Genomic DNA, 24,267 nt, shown 5'->3' with positions numbered 1-24,267 from the left:
ACCCGCCGTGAGCTGCGGCTCAGCTAGCCTTGACGCACGATGAACGACCGTATGACGACGCCCTGGGGCGAGCTCGCGCTGACCCGTTTCCCCGAGGACCCGCGTGACAGGCTGCGTGCCTGGGACGCCTCCGACGAATACCTCCTCAGGCACCTGGCGGAGCGGGAGACGCCGCTGTCCGGCACGGTCGTGGTGGTCGGTGACCGCTGGGGCGCCCTGGTCACGGCGCTCGCGGCGCACCAGCCCGTACAGATCACGGACTCCTACCTGACCCAGGAGGCGGCCCGGGCCAACCTCGCCCGCGCCGGCGTCGAGACGGGCTCCGTCCGGCTGCTCACCACGCAGGACCCGCCGCCGGAGCGCATCGACGTCCTGCTCGTGCGGGTGCCGAAGAGCCTGGCGCTGCTGGAGGACCAGTTGCTGCGGCTGGCGCCCTCGGTGCACGAGGGCACGGTGGTGGTCGGCACCGGGATGGTGAAGGAGATCCACACCTCGACGCTCCAGCTGTTCGAGCGGATCCTCGGCCCGACCCGTACCTCGCTCGCCGAGAAGAAGGCCCGGTTGATCTTCTGCACGCCCGAGCCGTCGCGGGAGCGGCCCGCCAACCCGTGGCCGTACACCTACACGCTGCCCGACGGCATCGGCCCGGTCTCGGGGCGCACGGTCGTCAATCACGCGGGTGTCTTCTGTGCCGACCGGCTCGACATCGGTACGCGGTTCTTCCTGGGGCACCTGCCGGACGGGAAGGGCGCCCGGCGGGTGGTGGACCTCGGGTGCGGCAACGGCGTCGTCGGTACGGCGGTGGCGCTGGCGAACCCGGAGGCCGAGGTGCTGTTCGTGGACGAGTCGTTCCAGGCCGTGGCCTCGGCGGAGGCGACGTACCGGGCGAACGGCGTGCAGGGGCACGCCGAGTTCCGGGTCGGGGACGGGCTGGCGGGCGTGCCGGCCGGGAGTGTCGACCTCGTGCTCAACAATCCGCCGTTCCACTCCCACCAGGCGACGACCGACGCGACGGCCTGGCGGATGTTCACGGGGGCGCGGCGCGCGCTCGGGCCGGGCGGTGAGCTGTGGGTGATCGGCAACCGGCATCTCGGCTATCACGTGAAGCTGCGGCGGCTGTTCGGCAACAGTCAACTGGTCGCGAGCGACCGGAAGTTCGTGGTGCTGAAGGCCGTCAAGAAGTAGTCGCCAGGCGATGGCCGCCAAGCGGTAGCCGTCACGGCGTGGCGGTGGCCGGGTCGGCGACGGTCCGGAGGATCTCCGCCACTGTCCGCACCATCGCCTCCCGCCCGACGCTCAGGTATTTACGGGAGTCCACGGCCTCGGGGTGGGCGGCGAGGAACTCCCTGATCGCGCCGGTCATGGCCTGGTTGAGGGCGGTGCCGACGTTGACCTTGGCGATGCCGCCCGCGATCGCGGTGGTCAGTTCGTCGTCCGGTACGCCGGAGGAGCCGTGCAGGACCAGGGGGACGTCGAGCGTGGCGGTGAGGCGTTTGAGGAGGTCGTGGTCGAGGGCGGCGGTGCGCGTGGTCATCGCGTGGACGCTGCCGATGGCGACGGCCAGCGCGTCCACGCCGGAGTCGGTGACGAAGGCGCGGGCCTCGGCGGGGTCGGTACGCGCGCCGGGCGCATGGGCGTCCAGCGGCTGCTTGCCGTCCTTGCCGGCGACCTCCCCCAACTCCGCCTCGATCCAGAGGCCTTGAGCGTGCGCCCAGTCGGCGGCCGCCTTCGTCGCGGCGAGGTTCTCGGCGTACGGCAGACGGGACGCGTCGTACATCACGGAGCTGAACCCGGCCTCCGGCGCCTGGCGCAGCAGGCTGTCGCTCTGGATGTGGTCGAGGTGCAGCGCGACGGGGACGGTGGCGCGTTCGGCGGCGGTGACGGCGGCGCGGGCCAGCGGGAGGAGCCGTCCGTAGCGGAACTTGACGGCGTTCTCGCTGACTTGGAGGACGACGGGCGCCCCCATCGACTCGGCACCGGCGATGACGGCCTCGACGTGCTCCAGGGTGATGATGTTGAACGCGGCGACTGCGGAGCGGGCTGTGGCGGCCCGGGTGACGAGCTCGCCGGTGGTGACGAGGGGCACGGCCTGTCCTTTCCAGGAGTCCCGGGGCTTCAGGGCGCGAGGATCACCGAGCGGGTGAGGTGGCGCGGCTGGTCCGGATCCAGGCCGCGGGCCGCTGCGACGGCGACCGCGAGCCGCTGGGCGCGGACCAGTTCGGCGAGCGGGTCGAGACGGCCCTCGATCCACAACCCGCCCGTGGAGCGCACCTGTTCGGCCAGCCCCTCGGGCGCCTCGCCGAACATCCAGGTCGCGGTGCCGCTCGTGGTGATGCTGATGGGACCGTGCCGGTACTCCATGGCCGGGTAGGCCTCGGTCCAGGACAGCGACGCCTCGCGCATCTTCAGCCCGGCCTCGTTGGCCAGCCCCACGGTCCAGCCACGCCCGAGGAAGGTGAACTGCCCGCACTCCACGAGCCCTTCGGGCAGTTCGCCGGCGAGTGCGGTGCGGCCGTCGGCCACGACCTCGTCGGTGTGCAGGCCGAGGTGGGCGCGGAGCAGGGTGACGGCGGTGGTCGCGAACCGGGTCTGTACGACGGACCGTTCGTCCGCGTAGTCGAGGACGACGACCTCGTCGGCGGCCGTCATGACGGGTGTGTTCGGGTCGGCGGTGAGCGCCGTCGTACGCGTGTGTCCCTCCAGCCGTCGCAGCAGGTCCAGCACTTCGGTCGTCGTACCGGAGCGGGTGAGGGCGACGACGCGGTCGTACGCCCGCCCGGGCGGGAACTCCGACGCGGCGAAGGCGTCCGTCTCCCCCTGGCCCGATCCCTCGCGCAGCACGGCGAAGGCCTGCGCCATGAAGTACGACGTGCCGCAGCCGACGACCGCGACCCGCTCCCCCGGCGCCGGAAGCACCCCGCCGAGGCCGGCCGCCTCCGCCGCGGCGCGCGTCCAGCACTCGGGCTGGCTGTTGAGCTCGTCCTCGACATGCGTCATGCCGCCGCCCTCCGCACTTCCAGCCCGTGGATGATTGTTCTTGCAAGATAGCCGCACACTTCGAGCAGAATCAAGCATTCCGCCGCGAGAGGCGTGCGCTAGGGTCGCCGGGAGATCGAGGAATGGAGGGCGGATGTCGCGCGACGCCCGCTGGAAGGCGCTGCTGGAGCTGCTCGTCGAGCGGGGCCGGCTGGACGTCGAGGAGGCGGCCGCCGAGCTGGAGGTGTCGGCCGCCACGATCCGCCGCGACTTCGACCAGCTCGCCGAGCAGCAGATGCTGGTGCGTACGCGGGGCGGAGCGGTCGTGCACGGGGTGTCGTACGAACTTCCGCTGCGCTACAAGACGGCCCGCCACGCCTCCGAGAAGCAGCGCATCGCCAAGGCGGTGGCCGACCTCGTCGCGCCCGGCGAGGCGGTGGGGCTGACGGGGGGCACGACGACCACCGAGGTGGCGCGGGCCCTGGCCGTGCGCAGCGATCTGGCGTCCGGCTCACCCGCGCTCACCGTCGTCACCAACGCGCTCAACATCGCCAATGAGCTGGCCGTGCGACCCCAGTTCAAGATCGTGCTCACCGGCGGGGTGGCGCGCCCCCAGTCGTACGAGCTCATCGGTCCGCTCGCGGACGCGGTGCTGGCCCAGATCACGATCGACGTGGCGGTGCTCGGCGTCGTCGCCCTCGACGTGACGCACGGCGCCGCCGCGCACGACGAGGCGGAGGCGGCGATCAACCGGCTGCTGTGCGAGCGGGCCGAGCGGGTGGTCGTGGCCGCGGACTCCAGCAAGCTGGGCCGGCGGGCGTTCGCCCGGATCTGCGCGGCCGACGCGGTGGACACGCTGGTCACGGACACGGCGGCCGCACCCGACACCGTACGGCGCTTCGAAGAGGCGGGGCTGACGGTCATCGCGGTCTGAGAGTCCTCTCCCCGGTCCCGGCCCCCGCCCCGCCGATTCCACCTACGCTGGGATCGAGGCGCATGGCGGGCCAGGGAGGCTGCGATGAGCACGACACCGATCGACGGGGACGTACGGGCGACTTCGCGCTATATGCCGATCGCCGAGCACGGGCTGATCGGCGATCTGCGCAGTGTGGCCCTGGTGGGGACGGACGGCACGATCGACTGGTACTGCTGCCCGGCCTTCGACGCCCCGAGCGTCTTCGCGGCGATCCTGGACGCGGAGCGGGGTGGCTGCTTCGAGCTGGCGGCGACGGTGCCGGCCCGGACCGAGCAGTTCTACTTCCCGGACACGAACGTCCTGATCACCCGGTTCTTCACCCAGAACGGCGTCGGTGAGGTGCAGGACTTCATGCCGGTGGACGGCGGCCTGGTGGAGACCGAACGGCACCGCCTGATCCGGCGTGTGGTGTGCGTCCGCGGGTCGATCCCCTTCCGTACGCGGGTCGCGCCGCGCTTCGACTACGGCACCCGGCCGCACACCGTCCGCAGGGTGGGCGACGTCGCGGTCTTCGAGTCCGAGAAGCTGTCGCTCGGACTGACCGCGACCATGCCGCTGGAGGTCGACGGGCCCGACGTGTGCGCCGAGTTCAAGCTCTCCGAGGGCGAGTCGGCGGTGTTCGCGCTGGACCAGGTCGGCGGCGAGGTGAACCCACGGCGGTGCGCGCGGACCGAGGCCGAGGAGCAGTTCAACAGCACGGTGGCGTACTGGCGGCACTGGCTGTCCGCCTCCAAGTACCGGGGCCGCTGGCGGGAGATGGTGCACCGCTCCGCGCTCACCCTGAAGCTGCTCACCTACGCGCCCACCGGCGCGATCGTGGCCGCGCCGACGACGAGCCTGCCCGAGCAGCCGGGCGGCGAACGCAACTGGGACTACCGGTATGTGTGGGTGCGTGACGCCGCCTTCTGTGTGTACGCGCTGCTGCGGCTGGGCTTCACGGGTGAGGCCGAGGCCTTCATGAAGTTCCTGACCCAGTACGTCAGCCGGAGCGACGGCGGTCACGCCGGTCCGTTGCAGGTCATGTACGGCATCGACGGCCGCACTGATCTGACCGAGCGCGAACTCGACCACTTGGAGGGGCACCTCGGTTCCGCCCCGGTGCGCGTCGGCAACGCCGCCGCCGACCAGCTCCAGCTCGACATCTACGGCGCGCTGATCGACTCGATCTACCTCTATGACAAATGGGCGGAGCCGATCTCCAGCGACCAGTGGGACGACATGTGCGGGCTGGTGGACTGGGTGTGCGACAACTGGGACCAGCCCGACGAGGGCATCTGGGAGACCCGCGGCGGACGCAAGAACTTCCTGTACTCGCGGCTGATGTGCTGGGTGGCGATCGAGCGGGCCATCCGCATGGCCAACCGGCGCGGGCTGCCCGCCGATCTGCCGCGCTGGCAGCAGTGCCGGGACACGATCTACCGGCGGATCATGCGCCGGGGCTGGTCCGAGACGCGCCAGGCCTTCGTCCAGCACGAGGACGGCGACGTGCTCGACGCGGCCGTGCTGATGATGCCGCTGACGAAGTTCATCTCGCCGACCGACCCCAAGTGGCTGTCCACCCTGGACGCCCTCACCCAGGACCTGGTGTCCGACTCGCTGGTCTACCGCTACGACCCGGCGGCGAGCCCCGACGGACTGCAGGGCGACGAGGGCACGTTCTCGATCTGCTCGTTCTGGTACGTCGAAGCCATGGTCCGTGCCGGCCGCGTGGACGAGGCGCGGCTGGCCTTCGAGAAGATGCTGACGTACGCCAACCATCTGGGCCTGTACGCCGAGGAGATCAGCCACACGGGCGAGCAACAGGGCAACTTCCCCCAGGCGTTCACCCATCTCGCCCTGATCAGTGCGGCCTTCAACCTGGATCGCGTCCTGGGGTGACCGGAGTTCACCGGTTCCCAGCTCTGACGTCAGTGGCCGTGGCCCGGCTCGGCCTCCGGCGAGGACGGCTGCGACGGTGCGGGCGACGCCGCTCCGGCCCGGACCGTGAACGCCGCGGTGCGCACCTGGCCCTCGTGCTTGAAGTCGAGGAACAGGCGGTACGTGCCGCTGCTCGGCGCCGTGGCCATGAACGAGATCTCCGGACCGGGCTTCGTCCTGCCGTCGCCGGGCGCGCCGCCCGGGTGGATGTGGAGGTAGGCGAGGTCGCCGGAGCGCAGGGCGACCAGGTGGCCGTAGGCGCCGAGGTAGGGCTGGAGGTTGGTCACGGGGCGGCCGTTTCGTGAGACCTTCAGCTTCAGCTCGCTCTCCTTGCCCGGGAGCAGGCCGCCGTCCAGACGGACCTCATAGCCGTCGATCTTCGCGGTGGAACCCGGCGCGGGCAGCTTCTGCGGCTCGTAGGAGCCCGAGGCCGCCAGGTCCGCGCCGAGCGTGAGGCTCTCGGCGCCCTCCTTCGCCGGGGTGAAGTCGGCCAGGACTCGGTAGCCGCCCGCGCGGGGCAGCTCTACGGGGATGCTCCAGGTGCCGTCGGCGGCGCGGGTGGGGTGCAGATGGCGGTACGTCACCATGTCGCGTGAGGCCACGATGAGGTGCAGTTCCTTCTCCTGCTCGGGCTCGTAGGCGGTGACGGCCCGGCCGTCGCTGTCACGTATGACGAAGCGCAGGTCGGAGCGGGTTCCGGCGGTGACGCTCGGAGTCCTCAGGTCGAGGGTGTAGCCGCCCTGGGAGACCTGGAGCCCGCCGGGCAGCTCCGTCTCGGGCCCGCCGCCTCCGCTCGGTGTCAATGGCGCCTCTCCGTGGCTCTCGTGGGAGGCGGGCGCGGAGCCGTCGACGACGGGGGCGACGCCCGTGCCTACGGCGTAGGCGGTGCCGAAGGTCGCGGCCAGTGCGGCGGCGAACGCGCTGATCTTCAGTCCGGCATGCATGGCGGTCTCCTGGGGTTCGGATCCTTGGAATGAGCCTTCGATGCACTTCACCATACCCCTAGGGGGTATGAAGTCAACTTGGTCTCGGGCTTGATTTGACTACCCCCTGGGGGTATACATGGCATCGGCGAGGATACCCCCGCCCCGTATCCTGGTCGACCGCGACCACGCACTTCAGGAGGAACCGATGTCCACCACCACCTACGCCGTCTCCGGCATGAGCTGCGCCCACTGCAAGGCCACCCTCACCAAGGCCATCGGCGAGCTGGACGGCGTCACCGGCGTCGATGTCGATATCGCGGCCGGTCACGTCACCGTCGCCAGCGCCACCGAACCCGATGACGCCCTGATCGCCGAGGTCGTCGACGACGCGGGCTACGAGCTGACCGGCCGCGCGGCCTGACCCGCACCCCCGAACAGTCGGAGCCCGGCCGCACCGGACTCCGCCCGCCCCCGCACCAGGAGCAGCGATGACCACCACCGCGTCCGACGCCGCGACCGAGATAGAACTCGCCATCGGCGGCATGACCTGCGCCTCGTGCGCGGCGCGCATCGAGAAGAAGCTGAACCGCATGGACGGGGTGACCGCCACCGTCAACTACGCGACCGAGAAGGCTAAGGTCAGCTACGGCGGCGACGTCTCCGTCCAGGACCTGATCGCCACCGTGGAGGCGACCGGGTACACCGCGCGGGAGCCCGCGCCGCCCGTCCAGGAGCAGCCCGAGCACACGGACGAGCACGACGAGCTACGGCCGCTGCGCGAGCGGTTGATCACGGCCGTGACGCTCGCCGTCCCCGTCATCGCGATGGCCATGGTCCCCGCCCTCCAGTTCGAGTACTGGCAGTGGCTGTCGCTGACCCTGGCGGCGCCCGTCGTGACGTATGCCGCATGGCCCTTCCACAAGGCGACGATCACCAATCTGCGGCACGGCGCAGCCACCATGGACACGCTGATCTCGGTCGGCACGTCGGCCGCGTTCCTGTGGTCGCTGTGGGCGCTGTTCCTCGGCACCGCGGGCGAACCGGGCATGACGCACCCCTTCGAGCTGACGATCTCCCGCAGTGACGGCTCCGGGAACATCTATCTGGAGGCGGCCGCCGGAGTCACCGCCTTCATCCTGGCCGGGCGCTACTTCGAGGCGCGTTCCAAGCGCAAGGCCGGCGCGGCCCTGAAGGCCCTGTTGGAGCTGGGCGCCAAGGACGTCACCGTCCTGCGCGCCGACGGCACCGAACGGACCGTCGCTGTCGCGGAGTTGAAGGTCGGCGACCGCTTCCTGGTCCGTCCCGGCGAGAAGATCGCCACCGACGGCACGGTCGTCGAGGGCTCCTCCGCGGTGGACGCCTCGATGCTCACCGGCGAGTCCGTGCCGGTCGAGGTGGCCCAGGGCGACCCGGTCACCGGCGCCACGCTCAACGCGGGCGGCCGCCTCGTCGTCGAGGCCACCCGTGTGGGCGCCGACACCCAACTCGCGCGGATGGCCCAGCTGGTGGAGGACGCGCAGAACGGGAAGGCCTCGGCCCAGCGGCTCGCGGACCGGATCTCCGCCGTGTTCGTGCCGGTCGTGATCGCCCTGGCGCTGGGCACCCTGGGCTTCTGGCTCGGCAACGGCGCCGGGCCGGCCGCCGCCTTCACCGCCGCGGTCGCCGTACTGATCATCGCCTGCCCGTGCGCCCTGGGCCTGGCCACGCCGACGGCGCTGATGGTGGGCACCGGGCGGGGCGCGCAGCTCGGGATCCTGATCAAGGGCCCGGAGGTGCTGGAGTCCACGCGCGAGGTCGACACGATCGTCCTCGACAAGACGGGCACGGTGACCACCGGCCGGATGACCCTGCTGGCCGTGCACACCGCCGACAGCACCGACGAGACCGAAGTCCTGCGGCTGGCGGGCGCATTGGAGCACGCCTCCGAGCACCCGATCGCCCGTGCGGTGGCCGACGGGGCGCTTCAGAAGCTGGGTTCGCTGCCCGCGCCCGAGGACTTCGCGAACGTGCCCGGTCTCGGGGTGCAGGGCTTGGTCGAGGGCCATGCCGTGCTCGTGGGCCGGGAGCGGCTCCTCGAAGAGTGGGCGATGGAACTGCCGGAGCCGCTGGCGCACGCCAAGTCCGAGGCCGAGGCCTCCGGTCGGACCGCCATCGCGGTCGCCTGGGACGGTGAGGCGCGCGCGGTCCTGGAGGTCGCCGACGCCGTGAAGGAGACCAGCCCCGAGGCGATCCGTCGGCTGCGCGCCCTCGGCCTCACCCCGATCCTGCTGACCGGCGACAACAAGGCCGTCGCCGACGCCGTCGCCCGCGAGGTCGGTATCGCGCCCGAGGACGTCATCGCCGAGGTGCTGCCGCAGGACAAGGCCGATGTCGTCAAGCGGCTGCAGGGAGAGGGCCGTTCGGTCGCGATGGTCGGCGACGGGGTCAACGACGCCGCCGCCCTGGCCCAGGCCGACCTCGGTCTGGCGATGGGCACCGGCACGGACGCCGCGATCGAGGCCGGCGACCTCACCCTGGTCCGCGGCGACCTGCGCGCCGCCGCCGACGCGATCCGGCTGGCCCGCAGGACGCTCGGCACCATCCGGTCGAACCTGTTCTGGGCCTTCGCCTACAACGTCGCCGCGCTGCCGCTCGCCGCGGCCGGACTGCTCAACCCGATGATCGCCGGTGCGGCGATGGCGTTCTCCTCGGTCTTCGTCGTCGCCAACTCCCTGCGGCTGCGCTCGTTCCGGGCCGCGAGCTGAGCCGCCGCGCCGCCCGCCCCGAAGGGGGCGCACGGAGGGGCCCTCCCGTCAGGCCGACGCGCCCTTGACGACCTGAGACCGGTACGGCCCCTCCATCGCCTTGAGCCGCTGCATGCCGGTCAGCCGGACGGCGAAGTGGACGGCGGCAGCGGCGGCGAGGATGTGCACCAGGTCGGCGGCCATGTACTGCGTCACCGCGTCCCTGATCTCCGTCGGCGTCTCGGCGTTCTTGTATGTCGTCCCGGCGTACCGGTTGAACAGGAGGCTGAAGGCGAACAGACCCCACCACAGGTTCACCGGCCAGGTCCGCGCCCGGTACCGCTCGCCGTCGGCCGGCAGCAAAGTGGCGGCGCCCCACATGTCGAGGGCGATGCGGTACGGCATCCAGAGGTTCACCAGCGGGATGAGCCAGCCTCCGACGGCCCACCCGGGGCCGTTGCGGAACCGGTCCGGCGCCAGCAGTCCGGTGTTGCGGCGCATCCGGAAGAACCAGACGACGAACACGATCGCGCAGGGCAGGTACACCATGACCTGGTATCTGCCGGCCGTCTCGTACAGCGACGCAGCGGCCGCGAACTCCTGCTGCGGGGCCGTGACGAAGCCGCCGTCCGCGTCGGTCACCGCCCGGAGCCGGAATCCGGCGAACAGACTGAACAGGTCGCAGAGGGCGACCAGAGCGAGCCCTCCGACGGCTGCGGCCATGAGGCCGACGGACGACGCGGGCGCACCTGCGGGCAGCAGGGGACGCGGACGTAGCTCATTGGATGCGGACATGGTGATGAGGCCCCCCACGGGCGGAAAGGAAAAAGTCCGCGGGAAGAAGGCGCGGCCGACGCACGATACGCCGACCGCATACCTCCCGTCCATGACAATCCAGCAGGGGGCGGGTCTCTGGGATCAGTCCAGGTCAACTGGGCTGCCGGTCAGCGCAGACCCTGCGTCGTACGTCGATGGCGGTGAGGGCCAGTGCCAGGGGTCCGGGCGCCAGGAAAGCGAGCGGCAGAAGCATCCAGGCGCACGCGGCGGCGGTGGCCACCGCCAGCAGGACCAGGCCGTTGCCGCCCACGTCCCGCGCAGCATCCCGGGCGGCCCCGCGCACCGCGGCTGTCCAGTCGGTGAGCGCCTCCGGGCGGGCGCAGGCCCTGAGGCCCACCACCGTGGCGCCTGCCCCGATCGCGGCGGCCGTCACCGCGAACAGCGGCGCCCCGGGCAGGCCCGCCCCGGCCAGCGCCAGATCCGCGGCGAACAGCAGGACGCCCACGAGCGCGACGGCGCCCGCCCCGAGGTCCCCGGCCCGCAGTCGGCGTCGTAGGAGGGCGAAGTACTGCCCCGCGGTGGCCGGCCGCTCCTCCCCCGCTCCGCGCAGCACCGCGCACGCCGTGGACAGCGCGGCGGGCGCCGTCACCAGGGGCAGACACGCCACCGCCGTGGCGAGGCCGACGCTCAGCACGTCGGCGAACAGGGTCATCCGCGGCCCGAAGACCTCGCCCGGCTCACGCGTTCCCATGCCGCTCACCCCTTGAGTCCGGAGCTGGCCATGCCCTCCACGAGCAGGCGCTGGAAGGCGAGGAAGAACAGCACGATCGGCAGCAGCGCGATCACGGACATCGCGAACATCGGGCCGAACGCCGAGGTGCTGGAGGCGTCCACGAACGACCGCAGGGCGAGCGTGAGCGTGAACTTGTCCGGGTCGAAGAGGTAGATGAGCTGGGTGAAGAAGTCGTTCCAGGTCCAGATGAAGGTGAAGATGGCGGTCGTGATCAGCGCGGGGCGGGTGAGCGGGAGCACGACCTTGAAGAAGCTGCGGAACGGACCGCAGCCGTCGATACGGGCCGCCTCCTCCAGCTCGCGCGGCAGCCCCCGCATGAACTGCACGATGAGGAAGACGAAGAAGGCCTCCGTCGCGAGGAACTTCGGCAGGATCAGCGGCCAGTAGGTGTTCACCAGGCCGAGCTGGTTGAAGATGATGTACTGCGGGATCAGCACCGCGTGGTGCGGCAGCATGATCGTCGCGATCATGAAGGCGAACAGCGGTCCCCGGAAGCGGAATCGCAGGCGTGCGAAGGCGTAGGCGGCGAGCGAGCAGCTGATCACGTTGCCGAGGACCGCACCGCCCGCGATCAGCAGCGAGTTGCTCAGCAGCCGCCAGATGGACACGTCGTTGACGCCGTCCAGGGCCGTGGAGTAGTTGGACCACTCCAGATGGCTCGGCAGCAGGTCGAGGCTCGCGATGACCTCGTCGGCGGGCTTGAGCGAGGTGGCCAGCAGCCAGGCCAGCGGGTACAGCATGACCAGCAGCGCGGCCAGGCAGCCGACGTGCAGGGCGATCCGGCCCCAGGCAACGGGCTTGCGGGCAGCGGGAGTTGTGGTGATGGTCATCGGTCCCCCTCGGAGGCGTAGAAGACCCAGGAGCGCGAGGTGCGGAACAGCACCGCCGTGACGGCGCCGATCACGAGCAGCAGCACCCAGGCCATGGCGGAGGCGTAGCCCATGTGGGAGGCGACGAAGCCGCGGTCGTAGAGGTAGAGGGTGTAGACGAGGGTCGAGTCGGCGGGGCCGCCCTTGCCCGCGCTGAGGGCGAAGGCGGGGGTGAAGACCTGGAAGGCCTGGATGGTCTGGAGGACGAGGTTGAAGAACAGGACCGGGGACAGCATCGGCACCGTGACGGACAGGAACTGCCGCCATTTCCCGGCCCCGTCGACGGCCGCCGCCTCGTACAGCTCGGCTGGGATCTGCTGGAGGCCGGCCAGGAAGATGACCATCGGCGCGCCGAACTGCCACACCGTCAGCAGGGCCACGGCGAGCAGCGCCCAGCCGGGTTTGTTGACCCAGCCGCCGGTGCCGAGCAGGTTGTCCACGGTGCCGCCGTCGTTGAAGACCGCGCGCCAGACGAGGGCGATGGACATCGACGCACCCAGCAGCGAGGGGGCGTAGAAGGCCGATCGGTAGAAGCCCTTGCCGCGTTTCATGCCTTTGAGGGCGAGCGCGACGACGAGGGCGAGGGCGAGTTGCAGGGGCACCGCGATGACGACGTACGTCAGTGTGGTCAGCACCGACCGCCAGTAGCGCGGGTCCTCGGTGAACATCTGGACGTAGTTGCGCAGGCCCACCCAGCGCGGCGGGTTGAACAGGTCGTAGTCGGTGAAGGACAGGTACAGCGACACGGCCATCGGCAGCAGCGTCAGGACGATCGCGCCGAGCACCCACGGGGACAGGAACACCCAGGCGGGGCCCTGGCTTTCGCGCTTGGGGCGACGCTTCGGGGCGGTGGTCGCCCCCGGTTTCCTGGCGGCGGGCGCGGGGATGTCGGTGGTGGTCATGACCTCAGCTCCGCCTTCGCCTCGGTGACGTAGTTCTCGGCCGCCTCGCGGGGCGACATGCGCGCGTAGGACACCTGGTCGTAGTCGCGCTGGAAGGTGGCCTGGAGGGCGTTGTCGCCGGAGGGCGGAGCCTGTGGCGGGTCCTTGAGCGTGCCTTCCACGGAGGACTGGTAGTCGGCGATCGTCTTGTCGAAGTCCTTGAGCTGTGGCTCGGTCTCCTCGCGGATCGACTCGTTGACGGGGATCCCGCGAGTGGCCCCGAGGATTTTCGCTGCCTGCTCGTCGTTGATGAGGAAGTCGACGAGCTGCGTCGCCTCCTTCGGGTGACCGGTGTTGGCCCCGACGCCCAGGAACATCGACGGCTTGAAGTACTGGCCGGGGGTACCGTCCTCGCCGGAAGGCATCGGCGCGAGGGCGACGCCGGTCGGTATGAGGGCGAGGAAACCGCTGGCCGGGGCGTCCCAGTTGGCGTCGGCGATGGCCTGGCCGCGCCCCAGAGGGGTGTTCTCGACGGAGCCGTCGAGCTGTGTGGTCTGCTCGGCGGGCGAGACGGCGCCCTCGCGCCGGAGCTTGTCGGTGAAGGTCCACCAACGGGTCAGGTCGTCGGCGGTGAAGCCGAGCCCGCCGTGCTTCGTGTAGAGGGCCTTGCCCTGGCCGCGCAGCCAGACCTCGAAGGCGTCCTCGCTCTGGCCGGGGTCGGTGGCGCCGGGCTTGCCGGTCTTCTTCGCCAACGCGCGCATGGCGTCGGCCCATTCGCTCCAGGTCCAGCTCCGGCCCGGGAGCGGCACGCCGGACGCCTTCCACGCCTTGACGTCGTAGGCGACGGTCTCGGTGCCACGGCCCTGGGGGATGGCGTACTGCGTGCCGTCGAGCCGTCCGGTGGCGAGCAGACCCGGGTCGATCTCACCGGTGCGCAGTACGGCCTTCTGCTCGGCCAGGTCGAGCAGGACGCCGCCGGAGGCGTACTGGTCGATCTGCCGGTAGTCGAGCTGCATCACGTCGGGGGCGTCGCCGCCGGCGGCCTGCGTGGCGAGCTTCTGCTTGTAGGCCTCGTAGGCCGAGAACGACGTCTGCACCTGGATGTCGGGGTGCTGTTTCTCGAACAGGGCGACGGCCTGCTCGGTGCGCTCGGCGCGGTCGGGGTTGCCCCACCACGTGTAGCGCAGCACGACCTTGCCGCCGCCGACCGACTCCCCGGATCCTGTGCAGCCCGCCAGCATCGCGCAGAGCACGAGTGCGGCGGCCGACGCGCAGAACCCCTTTGTCCTGTGTCCGGGCATGCCGAGGTCACCTCTTCTCTCCTCGGGCTTTCTGTTGGCCCCCCTTCGGCCCCCCTCTGCCCGCTACTCGCCGCCGTACGGCAGCGTCGTCCCGGGCAGGTTGTACTCGTCCCGGCGACCGCACATGCCGAAGCCGCCGAGCCTGGTGGGCGCGGTCTCGTACGAGGTCGCGTCGGCGAGATACGCCGGCTCGCCGGCCTCCAGCGCATCGAGCTGGGCGCCCGTGCGCTCGGCCGTGGCCAGCGCACCCGCCCGCCACAGCCCTCGCCAGTTCGGCACCTTGGCGCGCACGAGGCGGGCGGCGGCGCGCTGGAACTCCAGGTACGGGCCGCTGTCGCCGGCGACGAGCGCCTCGCGCAGGGCGAGGTAGCCCTCGACGGCGAGGTCCCGGCGGCGGCGCGCGGCAGCCGCCGTGTCCGCACCCGTGCCGGGCGGGATCGTCGCGGCCGCCGCGTACTTCTCGGGGTCGGCGAGCACCTCGGCCGGGAAGGTGAAGACGGCGTCCCCGGCCTCGGGCAGTCCGCTGTTCTGCATCAGCACGGTGATGCGCAGATCGCCGCCCTGGACCATCCGGTGCACGGTCCCGGGCGTGAACCACGCGACGGAGCCCGGCTCCAGGGGGATGTCCCGGTAGCCGTCGGGGCTCAGCGTCTGCACGGCGCCCCGGCCGCCGGTGACGACGTACGCCTCCGTGCAGACCAGGTGCAGATGCGGGCTGCCGCCGCACACGCCGTCGGCGGCCTCCCAGTCGTAGGCGCTGAGGTGGGACAGGCCGACGGCGCCGGGCAGCGGGTGCGGAAGGTGGGGCTTCACCATGGCATTCCCTCCAGGTGGGAGGCCACCCGCTCCCGGTCCCAGGCCCCGTCGGCGAACACGACGCGATACCGGTACGCGAAGGACTCGCCCGGCGGCAGCTCGAACTCCTCGAAGAACGCCCAGGAGAACGCCACCGTCGGGATCGGTTCGGAGCGCACGAACCAGTGGGACTCGTGGATCGCGGCGTTCTCGTCGAGGTTCTCGGGGGCGTGTGCGAAGACGAGCGTGGAGTGGCCGTCGACGTCGTCGTGTTCGGCGGTGAAGGCCAGCCACGGGCCCTGCGTGCCCATCAGCTTGCCCGCGTCCGCGCCCGCTCCCCCGTCGAGGTCGGCGCCGAAGGCGGTGCCGCCGGTGAAGTCCCGGGGCCCGCGCCACTGGAGTCCGGTGTAGCCGGCCATCTCACGGCCGGCGGTGGTGGGCGAGCCGAAGGCCAGCGGTACGGCACGGAGGTTGGTCAGCCGGATCGACCAGTCCAGGGCCCAGGCGCCGGCCTCCTCGTCCACCGAGTGGACGGTCAGCCCGCGCACCTCGCGCGCCCACTCCTCGCCGCCGTTCTCGACCCAGGTGAGCTCCTCGGTGAAGGCGAGCCGGTCGTCCTCGGCCGTGAAGTCGGCGAAGCCGTCGTGCCGCATGGAGCCGACCCGCTCGGGCAGGGCGAGGTAACCCTCGCCGTGGACATAGCAGTTGCCACCCCAGAAGTTCTGCCCGGACAGATGGCTCGCCGTCATCTGCAGGCCCTTGTGCCAGCGGTGGTCGCTCGGCCGGTAGCCGGTCACGGTGTGCCCGGCGAGAGTGCGCACCGGGTGGGCGTAGGGCTTGCGGGACTCGAAGGCCTCCGGGTCGGGGCGGTAGACGTAGCGGAGGATCTCCGTGCCGTTGGCCGCCTCGACGGCGATGTGGTCGCCGTGGACGTGGCTGACGCGGATGCTCATGCGCGCTCCTTGGGGGCCCAGTGGGGGTGGTCGCCGTGCATGGCCGGGTAGAAGGGGTCGCCGGGCCGGATCTCGCCCGCGAGCACCGGACTCCCCGTGAAAGCGGCCTTGTAGAGGGCGGCGGCGAAGTCGAGGGTGGCCCGGGCGTCCAGGCCGCTGCCGGGCGGCCGGACACCGTTGTCGTAGGCGTCCAGGAGGGCGCCGAGCTGGGCCGTGTGCGAGCTGGGCAGGTCCGCCGCGGGGGTGCGCCAGGCGGTGGCGCGCTCGGAGGGGACGTGCGGGGCCGGGGTGTAGACCCAGTCGTCGTTGCGGTGGCCGTACAGGTGGGTGAGTTCGACCGTCGCGTCGGCGCAGTCGATGCGGATGCGGCTCACCTCGTGCGGGGACAGCACGCTGTTGACGACGGTGGCGAGGGCGCCGTTCTCGAAGCGTACGAGGGCGGTCGAGACGTCCTCGCTCTCGGTGTCGTGGACCAGGCGCGCGGCCATGGCCCGGATCTCCGCCCATGGCCCGAGCAGGTGCAGCAGCAGGTCGAACTGGTGGATGCCGTGCCCCATGGTGGGCCCGCCGCCTTCGCTGGCCCACTTCCCGCGCCACGGCACCGCGTAGTAGGCCGCGTCACGGTGCCAGGTCGTCTGGCAGTGCGCGACGAGCGGGGCACCCAGCTCACCTCTCGCGATCAGCTCACGGGCGTGCACGGCGCCGGATCCGTAGCGGTGCTGGAAGACGACCGAGGCGTACGCACCCGACGCCTCCTCGGCCGCCGCGATGTCGTCGTACTCGGCGAGCGACAGACACAGCGGCTTCTCGCACAGCACCCAGGCGCCGGCCTTGAGCGCGGCGACCGTCTGCTCCCGGTGCAGCGACGGCGGCGTGCCGATCAGGACCAGGTCGGGGCGTACGGCGTCCAGCATGTCGCCCGTCGAGGTGTACCCGGCGACGTCCTCGCCCGCGAGCTCCCGGAAGGCGTCCAGTCGGGCCTGGTCCACGTCGACCGCGGCGACCAGCTCCACCCGGTCCGCGTGGTGTCTCAGCGCGGGGAGATGGCTGCCGCTGACGATGGCGCCGGTGCCGATCACGGCGACGCGGCGGCGGGCGGGGCTTGGGGACATGCAGTTCTCCTCGGACGGCCGGCGGACAGCCCGCTCAGAAAGCGCTTGCACTTCGAGGCGACCCTAGGCAGGGACCTAATGTCAGGACAACCCCTCTGCGGCGACATGAGCAAAGCCTTGACCGTTCGGCTCGGCTCACCACCCGCACGCTCCCCTTCCGGGCGGGCACCCAAACGGGATGAAGATCACTGAGCGCTCAGGAGCGGTGGCGCGGCGCAACTCGGCACGGCTGACGGGCCGTTGGGCGGGCGCGTCAGCCGATCGGCTGGGCGGTCTGGGCGCTCGACTGCGACCGGGTCCGGGCCTGGCTGACCAGGCCGAGCCGGGCGAGGAACTGCTCCAGGGTGAAGGCGGCCATGCCCAGGCACACGGCGTTGCCGGGGACGTCGGACACCTCGACGGTGAGGCCGGGCAGGGAACCCGGCAGCACGTGATGGGGCAGTTCGTCCCGTACGGCGGGGACGAGCCATGGGGCCAGCACCTTGGGCAGCCAGCCGGTGAGAGTCACCTTCGGGACGTTGAGCAGGTTGACGAGGTCGCCGAGGGCGGCGGCGAGATAGCGGCCCGTGCGCCGGACGAGCTCCCGCAGCACCGGGTCCCCCGCGGCCAGGCCGTCGGCGACGGTCTCGACGAGGTCCCGCTGCCCGGGCTGCCCCAGCGCCGGATGGGACGGGTCGATCTCGGCCAGCGTCGCCTCCAGGCCGGGGGCGCCGACGTACGCCTCCACGCACCCGTGTCGGCCGCAGCGGCACGGGCGACCGTCCAGCATCAGTAGGGTGTGTCCCCATTCGCCGGCGTTGTTGGTGATGCCGCGGACCAGGGTGCCCTCGATGGCGATGCCGGCTCCGGCCCCGGTGCCGATGTTGACCACGGCCATGCTGTCGACGACGCGTCCGACGCCGAACCACATCTCGGACAGGATCGCCGCCTTGAGCGGATTGTCGACGTACACCGGCAACCGCAGCCGTGCGGCCAGCAGTTCCTCGATGTGGACGTCGTGCCAGTCCCAGTTCGGCGCGAAGACGGAGACGCCGGCGTCGTGGTGTACGTGGCCCGGCATGCTGACCCCGACTCCCACGATCCGGTCGCGCTCGGTACCGGCCGCGTCCAGGGCCGCCTCGATCACGCCGACGATGCCCTCGACGACGTACGCCTGGTCGTTCTGGTCCTCGTCGAGGGCAGTCTCGTGCCGGCCCAGGACGCCGAGAGCGAGGTCGTACACCGTGGCGTCGACGTAGGTCTCGGCGACGTCGACACCGACGATGCGGCCCCGGTCCGGGTTGATCGTGAGCCGTTCGTACGGCCGTCCCACGGCGTTGCGCTCCACGGCGGCGATGTGCAGCACGCCCTCCGCCAGGAACTGGCCGGCCAGTGTCGTCACGGTGGCCTGGCTGAGGCCCGTGTGCCGGGCGAGTTCCTGGCGGGAGGACGGCCCGAGGTCGAACAGGGCGTGCAGCACCTCGAAACGGTTCTCGCTGCGAACGTCACGGGCCGTGTGCCGGGCCACCGGTACTCCCCCTCAGTCGGTCGGTCCCCCCAGCCACAGCGTACGGATCTCCGGCGTGTCACGCCCCTCGATACCCTGGGCGAGCAGGGTCAGGCCCGGCCAGTTCGGTGGTACCCAGAGTGCGTCGGGGTCACCTCCCGAGAAGTCGGGCCGGTCTCCGACCCAGACGCGCCCCACGCACTCTCCGCCGGCCCATCCGGTCACCCGGACCTGCGTGGCGTCCAGCCGGATCAGATATCCGGCCGGCGACGCCGGCAGGTCGACGTCGAGCCATGCCTCCTCCCCCGGTTTCAGCACCAGCGGGAGCCGTACCTCCTCCGTACGGCCGGAGCCGGCGGCGAACGCGGTCAGCAGCTCGTCGTCCTGCACCGCGCACGACCAGTCGCGTACGGCGTCGAGCGCGAGCAGGTCGGCGCGCAGGCCGGGACCGCTCGGGTGGTGCGGCAGCGTGACCGAGACGTGGTGGGTGCCGGCGGACAGCAGCACCCAGGGGTTCTCGGCGTGGACGGTCTCCGGCTCCCCGTCGTCCACGCTCACCCGCAGCGGTTCGACGACTCCGCGCAGATGCAGCGCCGACGGGGTGGGCGCGTGGACCGTACGGGTGTAGGTGAGCGGCGCCGCGACGCGGGTGCTGCTCCAGCCCCCGAGCACCCGGGTGGGCGCGGGAGCCCCCGCCCAGTGGCCGTGCACCGTCCACAGGGCCGACACGTCCGTGGTCCCGCGGACCTTCCAGAGGGTGCCGAGGCCACGCAGCGCGCCGAGGCGGAGCGCGGGCAGGCGGGCGTCGTCGAAGTTGGCGTGGCCCCAGATCTCCACGACGGCCTCGATCGCGACACTGCCCGTGACGTCGCGGACGTCGATACGCCGGGTGGCGCCGAACCCGGCGACCGTCGGGAGCGTGCGGCCCGCGACCGACAGGTCGACGATGTCCGCCGCGCCGGTGAGCAGCAACTCGTCGACGTCCGTCAGGTCGGTGGCGGTGCGGTAGGCGCCACGCCCCCGGTACACCCCGAGCGACTCCAGGGTGGGGGGCAGTTCGTGCAGACCGGCCGGCTGCTCGGGGGCCGCCTCGGAGCGCCGCCGCAGCTCCTGCACGGCGGTCGGCTTCGCATCGCCGGGTCGCTCCGGTGCGTCGGTCAGGTGGACTGTGCCGTCCGGGTCGACCGACCGCAGCCGTGCCGCGTCGGCCGACGGCAGCGCGACGAGGATGACCTGGGCCACGGTCCGCCGCCCGGACACCGGGATCTCGGTCCGTGTTCCGTCCAGTACGACGGTGACGGGCACGTCGGAGGAGAACACCAGCACCCGGTCCGTCCGCGCCACGAGGTCCGCCGAGGCGAGTGCCAGGGTGGCCCCGGCGAGCGGTACGTCCACCGCCATGAGGGGGCACGATCCCGGGGCCACCGCGACCGGCACTCCCTGGACGACCGCCGTGCCCGGCTCGGTCCCGAGATGCGGTACGGCCACCAGCCGGCCGCCCTCGGGAAGGTCCAGCGCCGCCGAGACCGAGCCCGTCGGGAAGTCGCAGCTCAGCTCCTCGTGCAACGACGGTGTGGCGAGGGCCAGTTGGGGACCCCAGGTCTCGACGACCCGTGCGAGTACCTGCGCCTCGGCGTACTCCGGCCGTGCCACGCCGGTGGACGTGACGTATCCGCCGAAGTCGTAGCCGTGGCTCATGAAGTTGCCGGGGCGCCCCCAGTTGCCGCTCGACGGGGTGTACCCGAAGTTCCAGCCTGACGACTGGAGATACGGTGCGATCAGTTTGGCGCCGCTCGCCAGCAGCCGCCGCAGCGTGCGGTGGCGCCGGTTCGTCTCGGTGACCAGCAGCGGCACCCCGCGCTCCGCGACCAGAGCGGCATAGCGGCGCACCTCGGCCTCGATGTCCGGGGAGTCGTCGTCCGGGTAGAAGTTGCAGGCCGGTACGACGTCGTCCACGTCCCCCGTGGCGCCCGCGAGGTCGCCCTGTCCGGAGCAGGCGATCAGCGGCACCGTGATGCCGTGCCGAAGTGCCGTGTCCCGTAGGGCGGTCATGTACCCGGGGCGGTCCGTGCAGTCGAAGAAGTCCAGCTCGTTCTCCAACTGCACCATGATCACTGAGCCGCCCGCCGTGTACTGCCGCTCCGCCAGCAGTGGCAGCACCTGGTCGAACCAAGCGGTGACCTGCTCCAGATAGCGGGGCTCGTTCTGACGGACCCTCAACTCGGCGTTCAGGCCCAGCCATGCGGGCAGCGCGCCGCCGTCCCACTCGGAGCAGATGTACGGGCCCGGCCGCGCGATGACGTACAGGCCCGCCTCCTGCGCGAGGTCCAGGAAGGCGGCGACGTCCCGGCGGCCCTCGAAGGACCAGCGGCCGGGCGCCAACTCGTGGAAGTTCCAGGGCAGATAGACGTCGACGCAGGTGTACCCCGACGCCCGTACCTGTTCCAGCCGCTCACGCCACTGCTCCCGCGGGAGGCGGAAGTAGAACAGGGACGCGCACAGCAGGGTGCGGGGACGGCCGTCGATCCACACGCCCTGACCGTCTACGTGGATGGTGGTCACTTCACTCCCGCGCTTCCGCCGCTGATGTCCATTTCGTACAGGTACTTCTGGCCGAGGTAGTAGACGATGATCATGGGCAGGGCGAGCAGGATCGAGCCGACCATCACCAGGTTCCACGACGGTGACTGGCCCGCCGCCGAGGTGCTGGTGATGTACTGGATGCCCAGCGACAGCGGCATCTTGGACTCGTCGTTCAGATAGATCAGCGGGCCCATGAAGTCGCCCCACGTGTGGGTCAGGGTGAAGATGCCGATCGCGATGAGCACCGGCCACAGCATCGGCAGCATGATCCGCCGGTAGATGCCGAAGAAGCCGAGGCCGTCGACCATGGCCGCCTCGTCGAGCTGGCTGGGCAGCCGGGAGACGAACTGCCGTACCAGGAAGACGTTGAAGGCGTTGGAGAAGAAGTTCGGCACGATCAGCGGCAGATAGGTGTTCACCCAGCCCAGCTCCCGGAAGAGGATGAACTGCGGGATCATCGTGATCTGCGTCGGGATCATCATGGTGGCGATGACGATCAGGAACAGGGCGTTCTTGCCGGGGGCCCGCAGGCGGGCGAAGGCGTAGCCGACCAGGCCGCTGGAGAGCATCTGCCCGGCGACCGAACAGAGCGAGATGATCACGGAGTTGATCAGGAAGCGGCCCATCGGCAGCTCGGAGCCGAAGACCCGGGTGAAGTTCTCCCAGTGGAACTCGGTCGGGAAGAGGGTGAAGGAGTTCGTGTTCACCGTCGCGTCGCTGGAGAGCGCGATGGAGCCGACGAACACCAGCGGCGTGGTGAGGATCGCCGCCACGACGATCAGCGTCGCGTACGTGAACGGGGTGGCCCGGAACGCCCGTAGCCTGCCGGGGCCTTGTCCCATACGGGCCTTGCGCGACGGGGCGCTGTGCTGCGTCGGCTGCGGCGCCGGGGTGGTAAGGAGGCCGGCCATCACTTCACCTCGGTTTCGTAGAACACCCAGCGCCGGGCGGTGCGGAATGCGATCAGCGTGAAGACGAGGACCACGAGGAAGAGCAGCCAGGAGATCGCCGACGCGTAGCCCATGTGGTAGTTGCCGAAGGCCTCGTCGAAGAGGTACGGCACCATCGTCTCGGCCCCGGCGTAGGCCGCGGGCAGCTTGCCCTTGGGCACCAGGATGTACACCTGGGCGAAGACCTGGAAGGCGCCGATCATCCCCATGATCAGGTTGAAGAAGATGATCGGGGTCAGGTGCGGCAGCGTGATGCTCCAGAACTGCCGCACCGCGCCCGCGCCGTCGACCTCGGCCGCCTCGTACAGCTCCTTCGGGATGCCCTTCATCGCGGCGAGCAGCAGCACCGTCGCGGCGCCCGCACTCCATGCCGACATCACGATCAGCGCGGGGGTCGCCCAGTCCCCGTCGAGCAGCCAGGACGGGCCCGAGATGCCGAACAGGCCGAGGGCGTCATTGAACGGGCCGTTCGGGGCGAGCACCTGCCGGAAGATCATCGCCGTGGCGACCAGCGGCACCAGGGTCGGCAGATAGATCAGCGTGCGCAGCAGTTTCCGGGCGCGTACCTGCTTGTTGAGCAGATTCGCCAGCCACAGGCCGAGCACCAGGCCGAGCGGCACCGAGACCGCCGCGTAGTAGAAGGTGTGCCACAACGCCCTCCAGAACCTGGGGTCGTCGGTGATCAGCGTGACGTAGTTCTGGAACCCGACCCAGACGGGATCGGTGAACGAGTCCCAGTCGGTCATCGAGTAGTAGAGCGACGCGATCATCGGCCCGAACAGGAAGACGAGGAACCCGATCATCCACGGTGAGACGAACAGATAGAACCAGAGCGCCTCACGGCGCCGCCGCTTCGAGGACGTCCCGGTCTTCGGGACGTCCGTCGAGGCCGTCTTGGAGATGGTCGCCATCACCGGTCATCCCGCGGACTTGATGATGGACTCGAGGTCCTTCTGCAGGGCGGTCAGCGCCTTCTTGGCGCTCTCCTTGCCGAGCCAGAAGTCGGCGAGGCCTGCGTCGATGGCCGCCGTCATCTCGTTCCACTCGGGGATGAACGGCGCGCGGAAGATGAAGTCGCTGGACTCGGCGAACGCCCCCATGTTGACGTCGGTCTTCATCCACGAGGGCTTGAGGAACGCCTCGCTCTGCTGCACCGCGAGGCTGGCCGGCACGTCCTCGCCGTCGTCGATGATCTGCTGCTGCGCCGCGTCCGAGGTGAGGAAGTCGATCGCCTTGAAGGCGTTGTCGCGCTGCTTGCAGGTGCGGGAGATGGCCAGTCCGCTGCCGAACGCCGAAACGGCCTGCTTCTTGCCGCGCCAGATCGGCGCGATGTCCCACGCGAACGTCGCATCCGTCAGACCGGCGGTGACCCAGAAGCCGTTGGCGTGCGTGGCGCACTTCTGCATCGGGAAGGCCTGGTCGCCGCCGACCTCGGAGCCCATGTCGGCGTAATCCGCCTTGCTCGGCGCCACCTTGTGCTTGTAGACGAGGTCGCCCGCCCACTGGAGCGCCTCGACGACCTCGTCGCTGTCGACGGCGGGGCGGCCGTCGGCGTCGATGATGGTGCCGCCGTTCTGGTACGCGAGGCTCCACCACTGCGGGTACCACTCGGCGCCGGTGTAACCCCACTGCTTGCCGGGGACGGTGAGCTCCTTGAAGGCGTCGAGCGCGTCGTCCCAGGTCCACTCGGCGGTGGGCGCCTTGATGCCCTTCTTCTCGTACAGGTCCTTGTTGTAGTACACGGTGATCGCGCCGGAGCGGTCCGGGATCGCGTACAGCTTGTCCTCGTACGTGTAGATGGAGCCGACCGGGCCGAACCGCTTCTCGGTGTCGAGGCCGGCCTTCTTGGCGAGGTCGTCGAGGGGCAGGAGCTGGTTCTTGCTGGAGTAGGTGTTGACGCTCTCGGCGACCTGCATGATGTCCGGGCCGCTGCCGCCCGCGATCATCGTCTGCACCTTCTGGGCGTACGAGTCGCTGGGTATCAGCTGGAGCTTGACCTTCAGCTCCGGGTACTTCTTCACCAGCAGGTCGATGCGCTTCTGGTACGTCTTGCGGTCGGCGTCGCCGCCCCAGACGGTCATGACGAGCGGGCCGCTCGAACTTCCGCTGCCCGAACCGCACGCGGTGAGCGTCACGACTCCGGCCGCGACTCCGAGGCCGAGGAATCCCCGGCGCGACATCTGGACCTTGTCAACTGGCATGGCACTACTCCTCGGTGAAAAGGGCGAACGCGCAGGAAACAGCCCTCG

Annotated in this window: 21 protein-coding genes; 5 read left to right on the top strand and 16 right to left on the bottom strand. The window is 70.8% G+C overall.

What is annotated here, in order from left to right; genetic code table 11:
• The first annotated feature begins 51 nt into the window (after positions 1–51).
• Positions 52–1,185 carry a methyltransferase gene (locus ACTMVF_RS17795; protein WP_441272094.1) on the top strand — a complete coding sequence of 378 codons (1,134 nt, stop codon included), beginning with the start codon at positions 52–54 and terminating at the stop codon, positions 1,183–1,185.
• A 31-nt stretch (positions 1,186–1,216) separates the two neighbouring features.
• Here ACTMVF_RS17795 and ACTMVF_RS17790 read toward each other — a convergent pair whose 3' ends face one another.
• Positions 1,217–2,086: a class II fructose-bisphosphate aldolase gene (locus tag ACTMVF_RS17790; RefSeq protein WP_441272021.1), complete on the bottom strand. Its 870-nt coding sequence runs from the start codon at positions 2,084–2,086 to the stop codon at positions 1,217–1,219.
• A 29-nt stretch (positions 2,087–2,115) separates the two neighbouring features.
• Positions 2,116–2,997, bottom strand: coding sequence for an SIS domain-containing protein (locus ACTMVF_RS17785; RefSeq protein WP_441272020.1), 882 nt, complete (start codon positions 2,995–2,997; stop codon positions 2,116–2,118).
• Positions 2,998–3,130: 133 nt separating this feature from the next.
• On the opposite strand from ACTMVF_RS17785, the gene ACTMVF_RS17780 reads away from it, so the two are divergent.
• Together ACTMVF_RS17780 and ACTMVF_RS17775 are read left to right on the top strand one after the other, a co-directional pair.
• A complete protein-coding gene (locus ACTMVF_RS17780; RefSeq protein WP_441272019.1) occupies positions 3,131–3,910 on the top strand; it encodes a DeoR/GlpR family DNA-binding transcription regulator in 780 nt (259 codons plus the stop codon).
• Between the two features lie 84 nt (positions 3,911–3,994).
• Complete coding sequence (locus tag ACTMVF_RS17775; RefSeq protein ID WP_441272018.1) at positions 3,995–5,830, top strand: glycoside hydrolase family 15 protein; 1,836 nt, start codon at positions 3,995–3,997, stop codon at positions 5,828–5,830.
• A 29-nt stretch (positions 5,831–5,859) separates the two neighbouring features.
• Here the strand turns inward: ACTMVF_RS17775 and ACTMVF_RS17770 are convergent, their stop codons facing one another.
• Positions 5,860–6,813: a hypothetical protein gene (locus ACTMVF_RS17770; protein ID WP_441272017.1), complete on the bottom strand. Its 954-nt coding sequence runs from the start codon at positions 6,811–6,813 to the stop codon at positions 5,860–5,862.
• Between the two features lie 187 nt (positions 6,814–7,000).
• Between ACTMVF_RS17770 and ACTMVF_RS17765 the strand changes: the two genes are divergently transcribed.
• Together ACTMVF_RS17765 and ACTMVF_RS17760 are read left to right on the top strand one after the other, a co-directional pair.
• On the top strand, positions 7,001–7,216 hold the full coding sequence (locus tag ACTMVF_RS17765) for a heavy-metal-associated domain-containing protein (protein ID WP_441272016.1): 216 nt from the start codon (positions 7,001–7,003) through the stop codon (positions 7,214–7,216).
• Positions 7,217–7,283: 67 nt separating this feature from the next.
• Entirely contained in the window at positions 7,284–9,539 is a 2,256-nt protein-coding gene (locus ACTMVF_RS17760) for a heavy metal translocating P-type ATPase (RefSeq protein WP_441272015.1), read from the top strand.
• 48 nt (positions 9,540–9,587) lie between these two features.
• Here ACTMVF_RS17760 and ACTMVF_RS17755 read toward each other — a convergent pair whose 3' ends face one another.
• From ACTMVF_RS17755 to ACTMVF_RS17695, 13 genes are all read right to left on the bottom strand, one after another.
• Entirely contained in the window at positions 9,588–10,313 is a 726-nt protein-coding gene (locus ACTMVF_RS17755) for a DUF4328 domain-containing protein (protein WP_441272014.1), read from the bottom strand.
• A gap of 133 nt (positions 10,314–10,446) precedes the next feature.
• Positions 10,447–11,046 (bottom strand): hypothetical protein, encoded by a 600-nt coding sequence (locus tag ACTMVF_RS17750; RefSeq protein ID WP_441272013.1) that lies wholly within the window; start codon positions 11,044–11,046, stop codon positions 10,447–10,449.
• Between the two features lie 5 nt (positions 11,047–11,051).
• Positions 11,052–11,918, bottom strand: a complete 867-nt coding sequence (locus ACTMVF_RS17745) for a carbohydrate ABC transporter permease (protein ID WP_441272012.1) — start codon at positions 11,916–11,918, stop codon at positions 11,052–11,054.
• Positions 11,915–12,859, bottom strand: coding sequence for a carbohydrate ABC transporter permease (locus tag ACTMVF_RS17740; RefSeq protein WP_441272011.1), 945 nt, complete (start codon positions 12,857–12,859; stop codon positions 11,915–11,917). The genes ACTMVF_RS17745 and ACTMVF_RS17740 overlap by 4 nt, the downstream gene beginning before the upstream one ends.
• The gene (locus tag ACTMVF_RS17735; protein WP_441272010.1) at positions 12,856–14,139 is read right to left on the bottom strand and encodes an ABC transporter substrate-binding protein; all 1,284 of its coding nucleotides are present in this window, start codon (positions 14,137–14,139) and stop codon (positions 12,856–12,858) included. The genes ACTMVF_RS17740 and ACTMVF_RS17735 overlap by 4 nt, the downstream gene beginning before the upstream one ends.
• 63 nt (positions 14,140–14,202) lie before the next feature.
• A complete protein-coding gene (locus ACTMVF_RS17730; RefSeq protein WP_441272009.1) occupies positions 14,203–14,955 on the bottom strand; it encodes a cupin in 753 nt (250 codons plus the stop codon).
• Positions 14,949–15,887, bottom strand: coding sequence for a PmoA family protein (locus ACTMVF_RS17725; protein WP_441272008.1), 939 nt, complete (start codon positions 15,885–15,887; stop codon positions 14,949–14,951). The genes ACTMVF_RS17730 and ACTMVF_RS17725 overlap by 7 nt, the downstream gene beginning before the upstream one ends.
• On the bottom strand, positions 15,884–16,999 hold the full coding sequence (locus ACTMVF_RS17720) for a Gfo/Idh/MocA family protein (RefSeq protein ID WP_441272007.1): 1,116 nt from the start codon (positions 16,997–16,999) through the stop codon (positions 15,884–15,886). The genes ACTMVF_RS17725 and ACTMVF_RS17720 overlap by 4 nt, the downstream gene beginning before the upstream one ends.
• A 253-nt stretch (positions 17,000–17,252) precedes the next feature.
• The gene (locus ACTMVF_RS17715) at positions 17,253–18,506 is read right to left on the bottom strand and encodes an ROK family protein (RefSeq protein WP_441272006.1); all 1,254 of its coding nucleotides are present in this window, start codon (positions 18,504–18,506) and stop codon (positions 17,253–17,255) included.
• Positions 18,507–18,518: 12 nt separating this feature from the next.
• A complete protein-coding gene (locus ACTMVF_RS17710; RefSeq protein ID WP_441272005.1) occupies positions 18,519–21,047 on the bottom strand; it encodes a beta-galactosidase in 2,529 nt (842 codons plus the stop codon).
• Positions 21,044–21,979 carry a carbohydrate ABC transporter permease gene (locus ACTMVF_RS17705; RefSeq protein ID WP_441272004.1) on the bottom strand — a complete coding sequence of 312 codons (936 nt, stop codon included), beginning with the start codon at positions 21,977–21,979 and terminating at the stop codon, positions 21,044–21,046. Before ACTMVF_RS17705 ends, ACTMVF_RS17710 begins: the two co-directional genes overlap by 4 nt.
• Positions 21,979–22,929 carry a carbohydrate ABC transporter permease gene (locus ACTMVF_RS17700; protein ID WP_441272003.1) on the bottom strand — a complete coding sequence of 317 codons (951 nt, stop codon included), beginning with the start codon at positions 22,927–22,929 and terminating at the stop codon, positions 21,979–21,981. The genes ACTMVF_RS17705 and ACTMVF_RS17700 overlap by 1 nt, the downstream gene beginning before the upstream one ends.
• Before the next feature lie 6 nt (positions 22,930–22,935).
• A complete protein-coding gene (locus tag ACTMVF_RS17695) occupies positions 22,936–24,219 on the bottom strand; it encodes an ABC transporter substrate-binding protein (protein WP_441272002.1) in 1,284 nt (427 codons plus the stop codon).
• Positions 24,220–24,267 lie beyond the last annotated feature (48 nt).

The sequence above is a fragment of the Streptomyces sp. SD31 genome, assembly GCF_052068475.1.
Taxonomy (GTDB): domain Bacteria; phylum Actinomycetota; class Actinomycetes; order Streptomycetales; family Streptomycetaceae; genus Streptomyces.
This window is presented reverse-complemented; position numbering and strand designations above follow the sequence as displayed.